The organism is Microbacterium sp. CPCC 204701, assembly GCF_004010105.1.
Taxonomy (GTDB): domain Bacteria; phylum Actinomycetota; class Actinomycetes; order Actinomycetales; family Microbacteriaceae; genus Microbacterium.
The window spans coordinates 1-7,078 of record NZ_RRYE01000148.1; the positions used below are offsets into that span (position 1 = coordinate 1).

7 protein-coding genes are annotated in these 7,078 nt (G+C 71.2%); 3 read left to right on the top strand and 4 right to left on the bottom strand.

All coding sequences use genetic code 11. The annotated features are described in order from the left end of the window. Positions 1-708: MFS transporter (locus EIO58_RS10105; protein ID WP_164861625.1), on the top strand; the 708-nt coding region annotated here is incomplete at its 5' end. A 35-nt stretch (positions 709-743) separates the two neighbouring features. Here the strand turns inward: EIO58_RS10105 and EIO58_RS10110 are convergent. Both EIO58_RS10110 and EIO58_RS10115 read right to left on the bottom strand, forming a co-directional pair. Further along, the gene (locus EIO58_RS10110) at positions 744-2,348 is read right to left on the bottom strand and encodes a peptide MFS transporter (protein WP_127819436.1); all 1,605 of its coding nucleotides are present in this window, start codon (positions 2,346-2,348) and stop codon (positions 744-746) included. A 71-nt stretch (positions 2,349-2,419) separates the two neighbouring features. Then, positions 2,420-3,823, bottom strand: a complete 1,404-nt coding sequence (locus EIO58_RS10115) for an MFS transporter (protein ID WP_127819437.1) — start codon at positions 3,821-3,823, stop codon at positions 2,420-2,422. A gap of 99 nt (positions 3,824-3,922) precedes the next feature. Between EIO58_RS10115 and EIO58_RS10120 the strand changes: the two genes are divergently transcribed. Continuing rightward, positions 3,923-4,636: a GNAT family N-acetyltransferase gene (locus EIO58_RS10120; RefSeq protein ID WP_127819432.1), complete on the top strand. Its 714-nt coding sequence runs from the start codon at positions 3,923-3,925 to the stop codon at positions 4,634-4,636. A gap of 60 nt (positions 4,637-4,696) precedes the next feature. Here the strand turns inward: EIO58_RS10120 and EIO58_RS10125 are convergent, their stop codons facing one another. Then, a complete protein-coding gene (locus tag EIO58_RS10125) occupies positions 4,697-4,891 on the bottom strand; it encodes a hypothetical protein (RefSeq protein ID WP_240658711.1) in 195 nt (64 codons plus the stop codon). A gap of 2 nt (positions 4,892-4,893) precedes the next feature. Continuing rightward, positions 4,894-5,700 carry an SDR family oxidoreductase gene (locus EIO58_RS10130; protein WP_127819434.1) on the bottom strand — a complete coding sequence of 269 codons (807 nt, stop codon included), beginning with the start codon at positions 5,698-5,700 and terminating at the stop codon, positions 4,894-4,896. Between the two features lie 312 nt (positions 5,701-6,012). Here EIO58_RS10130 and EIO58_RS10135 point away from each other — a divergent pair, with 312 nt between their 5' ends. Next, positions 6,013-6,957, top strand: a complete 945-nt coding sequence (locus tag EIO58_RS10135) for a cyclase family protein (RefSeq protein ID WP_127819435.1) — start codon at positions 6,013-6,015, stop codon at positions 6,955-6,957. Positions 6,958-7,078: the final 121 nt, after the last annotated feature.

A 7,078-nucleotide genomic window follows, 5' to 3' on the forward strand; every position in this document is an offset into this window, starting at 1 on the left:
CGGGCGGCGTTCGTCGTGCTCGGCGGCATCGCGTTCGTCATCGGCGTCATCGTGGTGCGGGGGATGCCGCGCTACGTGCCCGCGCGCAACGACACGACCGACCGGGCGCGCGGATTCTGGCGGGATCCGTCGCTGCCCGCTCTCGCCGCGTTCGGAGCGTCGGCGGTCCTCATCGCCGTCGCGCAGTTCGCGTCGTTCACGTACATCCGGCCGTACCTCGAGGTATCGGCGGCCATCGGCGGCGAGTGGGCCGCGATGCTCCTGTTCGCCTACGGCATGGCCGGGATGGTGGGCGTCGTGGTCGCCGGCTTCCTCGCCGACCGCTTCCCCCGGAGCGCCCTCGTAGCCATTCTGGTCTCCTTCACCGTGGCCTTCGCGGTGCTGACCGTCGCCGCCGGCGCGCTCGCCGCGGTCATCGGCGCGCTGCTGGTGTGGGGCTTCGCGATCGGGGCGCTGTTCCCGCTGCTGCAGACGACGCTCATGCGCATCGCCACCGAGCGCACGCGCACGCTCGCGAGCGCGGGCATCGTCGTCCTCTTCAACGTCGGGATCGCGGTCGGCCCGTGGCTGGGCGGCATCGCCGGCGGAGAGACCGCGCCGACCGTCACCACGGCGGTGTCGGCAGCCGCGATGGGAGTCGCCGCGCTGTTCGGCGTGGTGGGCGTCATGCTCGCCCGGGCGAGGCTCGCCGTGTCAGCGCCGCGCTGAGCCCGCCACGGCGCCGGGCGCCTGCGCGGCATCCGTCACCTGACACCCCGCATCAGGGCGAGCACCGGCTTCACCGAGAACCACAGCGCGATGCCGAGCCCGATCGCGATGAAGCCGAGGATCGTGAAGTACGGCACCTCGTTCGCCGGGTCGTAGAACTGCGCGAGCCAGCCTGCGAGCGATGTGCCCAGCGCCACCGACAGGAAGTAGAGCGCGACCATCTGCGTGTGGAACCGCTGCGGCGCGAGCTTGGTCGAGGCCGAGAGGCCGACGGGAGAGATGAAGAGCTCGGCGATCGTGAAGACGAGCAGGATGCCGACGATCGCGAGCAGCGGCGTGGAGTTCGGTGCCCCGTTCGCGAACGGCAGGAACAGCAGGAACGCGATGCCCATGATGATCGCTCCGAGCGCGAACTTCACCGGCGTCGAGGGTTGGCGTGCCCCCATCTTCGTCCAGATCGCGGCGAAGACGCCCGACAGGATGATCACGAAGATCGGGTTGATCGAGTTGACCCACGACACCGGCATCTCCCAGCCGAAGATGTCGCGGTTGAGCTGCTGGTCGGAGTAGAGGGTGAGCACCGTGAACTGCTGCTGGTACAGCGACCAGAAGCCGACGTTGACGATGAACAGCGGGATGAAGCCGTAGACGCGCGAGCGCTCCGTGCCGCTGATCGCGCGCGAGGTGAGGATCACCGCGAAGTACGCGACCGCGGCGACCAGCGTCACGATGATGACGATGCCGGCGAGGTTGTCGGCGCGGATGACGCCCATGAGCACGAGGGCGGCGATGACGATGAACCCCGCGACGCCGACGCCAGCGGCGATGAGGCGCCGGTCGCTCGGGAGTGGATTGGGCACCATGCGCGACGACGCGGGCAGCTGCTTGCGTCCGAACGAGTACTGCAGGAGACCCAGCGCCATGCCGACTGCGGCCGCGGCGAACCCGGCGTGGAAGCCGATCGACGACTGCAGCGCGCCCGTGACGAGCGGACCGAAGAAGGCGCCGAGGTTGATGCCGAGGTAGAACAGCGAGAAGCCGGCGTCGCGGCGCGGGTCCTTCTCGGCGTAGAGCGTGCCGACCACCGAGGTGGCGTTGGCCTTGAGGCCGCCCGAGCCGACCGCTACCAGCACCAGGCCGATGCCGAGTCCCCACGTGCTCGGCAGGACGGCGAGCGCGACGTGCCCGGCCATGATCACGATCGCGCTGTAGAACAGCACGCGCTCCGACCCCAGCAGCCGGTCCGCGACCCACGCGCCGAGGATCGTCGAGAGGTACACGGTGCCGCCGTAGGCGCCGACGATGCCGGTGGCGACGGCCTCGTCGATCCCGAGCCCGCCCTCGGCGACCGAGTAGTACATGTAGAGCAGCAGGATGCCCTGCATCCCATAGAAGCTGAATCGCTCCCACATCTCCACGCCGAACACATGCGCGAGCGCCCACGGCTGTCCGAAGAACCGCGTGTCGTGGTCACCGCCGTCTTGCGCAGCTGTGGTGCCGGCCGCGTCGGTGCCGCTCTCGCGAGCCGCCCGCTCGCCGCGCCGGGTCGAGGTATCCGCCGCCGCCGTCGCGCCCTCGGGCACCCCCACCGGCACCTGCTCGGGCTCGTCTCGCCGGTCGTTCTGATCCCGCCCGTCCATGCGCGTGCTCCCGTCGGCTCCCGACAATGACGTCAGGCTAGCGGGCCCGGCGGCGCCGCGTCAGTAGGAGTTCAATCCGGAAGCGACGGATGCCGCTCCTCGGGCGCGCGCCGCGAGGGGATGAACACCGCGATCGCCAGGGCCACGACCGCCGCCGCTCCGCCGAGGATCAGCGACAGCGTGAAGCCGTCCGTCGTGGGGACGGGCACGCCCTCGAAGTCGATCGAGTAGGTCGCGAGCACCGCTCCGATGACGGCGGCCGCCGTGCTCGTGCCGAGCGAGCGGAAGAGGGCGTTGAGGCCGTTCGAGGCGCCGGTCTCGCTCTGCGGCACCGACCGCATGATGAGCATCGGCATCGAGGCGTAGCCGAACCCGATGCCGGCGCCGATGAGGATGTTGGCGACGACGAGGTGCCACACCTCCGACGACCACAGCAGCGTGAACCCGTACGCCACGATCAGCGACACGGCGCCGAGCAGCAGCAGCAGCTTGGGACCGGTGCGCTGCGCGATGCGCCCGGCGACGGGGGAGAGGATCATCATGACCAGGCCCGACGGCATGACCACCAGGCTTGCCGCCAGCAGGGAGAGGCCGAACCCCGAGCCGGTCGCAACCGGCAGCTCGAGCATCTGCGGATAGACGATGTTCGACGCGAACAGCGCGAACCCCATCGCGACCGAGGCGATGTTGGTGAGCAGCACCGCCGGCCGGGCCGCGACCCGGAGATCCAGCAGGGGCTCGGCGATGCGCAACTCGAACCAGCCCCACCACAGCAGCACCGCGAGTCCGCCCAGCCCCGAGATCAGCACCGCGGGCGACCCCCAGCCCCACTCGTTGCCGCGCGAGACCGCGAGGAGCACGCCGACCAGGCCCAGGGCGAGCCCCGCGGCGCCGATGAAGTCGAACCGGCCGGCCGTGCGCAGCACGCTCACCGGCACGATCCACACGACGAGCGCGAAGACGACGACGCCGAGCCCCGCGGCGATCCAGAACAGCATGTGCCAATCGCTGCGCTCGGTGACGGCCGCGCTGATGGGCAGGCCGAGCGCCCCGCCGACCCCGAGCGTGGCGCTCATGAACGCGATCGCCGAGTCGACCCGGTCCTCGTGAAGCACATCGCGCATGATCGAGATGCCGAGCGGCACCACGCCCACGATCGCGCCCTGCAGCGCGCGCCCGACGATGATGCCGATGATCCCGGGAGACAGCGCCGCGATGACGGAGCCGGCCACCATCACGGCGACGAGCACGAGCAGGATGCGGCGCTTGCCGTACATGTCGCCCAGACGCCCCGAGATCGGCGTGATCACCGCGGCCGCGAGCAGAGTCGAGGTCACGACCCACGCGGTGTCTTCGCGACTCGCGTGGAGCAGCTCGGGCAGCTTCGACTGGATCGGCACCATCAGGGTGAACATGAACGACGAGCACAGGCCCGCGACGGCCAGCACCGCCACGATGGCGCCCTGTCGAGGCATCCGGGTGAGTCGTCGTCTCGCGCTCTCGTCACCCGCACCCATCCGCCCAGGCTATCGGTGCCGCCGACGCCCGCGCCCGGCGGGTGCAGACTGGTGGGCATGGCCGACACCGCGACGCCGCCGGGCATCGAGATCCGTCCGCTCGACACCGTCGAGGAGGTGTTCCGCGCGTCGGACGTGCTCGCCGCGGTGTGGGGCGGCGACCGCGGCGGAATGCCGCCGAATCTGCTGCGCGCACTCGCCCACTCCGGCAACTACGCAGTCGGCCTCTATGAGGGCGGAGAGATGGTCGGGGCATCTGTCGCCTTCTTCGCGGCTCCCGCATCGCGCTCGATGCACAGCCACATCACCGGCGTGCTGCCCGGGCGCCAGGCGCACGGTCTCGGCCGTGTGCTCAAGCAGCACCAGCGAGAATGGGCCCTCGCGCGAGAGGTCGGCCACATCACGTGGACCTTCGACCCGCTCGTCGCCCGCAACGCCCACTTCAACCTGCGCGTGCTCGGCACCCGCGTGACCGAGTACCTCGTCAACCACTACGGACCGATGGACGACGGCGTCAACCGCGGAGACGATACCGACCGCATCATGGTGTCGTGGGCGCTCGCCGCGCCGCCGGTGCGCACGCCAGAGGGCGATCGTGTGGTCGCGGCGGTCGAGATCCCGCACGATATCGAGCCCATGCGCCGTGAGGCGCCGACGGATGCCGCGGCCTGGCGCCTGCGCGTGCGCAACGCCGTGCTCGGCCACGTCGCCGACGGCCTCGCGATCGGCGGATTCGACGACGAGCGCGGCTACCTGTTCGTGAGGCCCTGACGCCCGGCGATCCACCCCGCGGGTGGTCCACCGGCGGAGATTCGCACCGCGGGCGGCGGGTCAGGCCTCGGGGTCCTTGGTGGGATCGCCGGGACGCACGTCGGCGTCATCGCGGAGGTTTATGCGCGTCACGCCGTCGCGATGCGTGACATCGATGCGCGGATCCGCGTCGGACTCGACGGCGTCGGGGGCCGAGGTCAGCTGATCGCGGCGCTTCTCGTCGTCGGTCATGCCCGTGTTGTCTTCGGTGTCCATGCTCATCCTTCCCGCCACGCATCGCTCGTGAGGTGCGAGCCGGCCTGCGGCCCCATCTGCAGCATCCCGCCGTCCACGCCCCAGCTCGCGCCGGTGACGTAGCTGGCCGCCGGCGACGCGAGGAACGCGACCACCGCGGCGATCTCCTCGGGTTTGCCTGGACGGCCGAGCGGGACGCCGGGGCGATGGGTGTGCTCGGCATCCTCGGGCTTCTGATCGGTGAGGGGAGTGGCGATCTCGCCGGGCGCCACCGCGTTCGCGGTGATCGCGTGCTCGCCGAGCTCCTGCGCCATCGTCCGGATGAGGCCGCCGAGACCGTGCTTGGCGGCGACGTACGCGGCCGAGCCGACGCGAGGCTGCGACTCGTGCACGCTCGTGATGGCGATGAGGCGCCCGCCGCGGCCCGCGTGCACCATGTGCCGCGCCGCCGTCTGCAGGCCCGCGAACGCGCCGTCGAGGTTGAGCGCGACGATCTGGCGCCAGTCCTCGATCGACACGTCGAGGAACGGCCCGCCCGAGCCGCCGCCGGCGTTGTTGACGAAGACGTCGATGCCGCCGAGCCGCTCGACGAGGTCATCGAGCGTCGGTGCGACGCGCTCGAGGTCGGTCGCGTCGAACCGCGTCACTTCGGCGTTGCGGCCGCGTTCGCGTACGGCCGCGGCGGTGCGCTCGGCGCCCTCCTCGTCGCGGTGCCACGTGATGCCCACATCCATGCCGGCATCCGCCAGGGCCAGCGCGGTGGCCCTGCCGATGCCCGAGTCCGACGCCGTCACGATCGCGCGGCGGGGTGCGAAGTCGAAGGTGTCCATGACCCGACGCTACGGCGGTCGCGGCGGCCGCGGCACGGGGTTGCCACCGGTCGCGTGAGACGCTATCGGCCGCGACGCGCTGCAGCTCGCGCTGCTGTTTCCTGCTCGCGCTGCCCTTGTCTCGGCCGGGATTCTGTCGCGCTGCCGTTTCGTGCTCGCGCTGCCGCATTATTCGACCGCGCGAGCACGAAACGACCGCGCGCGGGAACGGTGCGGGCGAAACGGACGATCGCCAGAGGAATCCTGCCGCGTTCCCGGCGCCGGGCGTGGCCCGGCTCGCAGGCCGGATTCCGAGGCCCCTAGGCTCTCGCCATGCCTGTCGACACCGAGTACCGCGCACACTTCGACTTCGACATCCGCTTCGCCAACGGCGAGGGAATGTCGGGCACCGGCTTCCGGCTCGACTTGCCGTCGCCCGACCTCGGCGAGGGCGAAGTCGCGCAGCTCCTGATCGCCCACCTCGGGCTGGCGCTGGTCGACGAGATCGAGCTGCGCGGACTGAGGGTCGTCGAGGAGCCCCACCGCGGCAGTCGCGGCGTCGACGCCGTGACGGGTCCGGGAGGCGGGGTGGATGCCTCGGGCCCGACGCGCGTCGTCGACCTCAGCCACCCGATCCGGGCCGGGCTCGTCACCTACCCGGGACTTCCGGCGCCCACCATCGCGCCGCATCTCACCCGGGAGGACTCGCGTATCCGCTACGCGCCGGGTACGGAGTTCGCGATGGACGTCATCACGATGATCGGCAACACCGGCACGTACCTCGACTCGCCGTTCCACCGCTATGCCGAGGGCGCCGATCTCGCCGGTCTCGACCTTTCGTCGCTCGTGGGCCTGCGCGCGGAGGTCTTCCACCTCGAGGACGCGTGGACGCCCCAGCGCCGGGGCATCCGTCCCGAGACGCTCGCCGATCGCGACGTGCGTGGAGCCGCCGTCCTGCTGCACACCGGCTGGGATCGCTGGTTCGGACAGCCGGAATACGGTGTCGGCGCGCCGTTCCTCACGGGCGAGGGCGCGCAGTGGCTGATCGACCGGGGCGCGGTGCTGGTGGGGATCGACTCGCTCAACATCGACGACACGGAGGCCGGGGGCGAGCGGCCCGCCCACTCGCTGCTGCTCGGCGCGGGCGTGCACGTCGTCGAGCACTTGACGAACCTGGGTGCCGTGCCCCCGCGGGGGGCGCGGTTCACGGCGGCCCCGCCGGCGGTCGAGGGCTTCGGCACCTTCCCGGTGCGGGCGTTCGCGGAGATCGCGGCCTGACCCCCGCGCGGTTCCCGGGCGAGTATCAGGCGCGAGGCTCCCGGCTCCTCTTCTGTGAACGAGGAGGAGCCATGCGCGAACACATCGAGACCCTGATCGCGGCGCTGAGCGACGCGCTGCG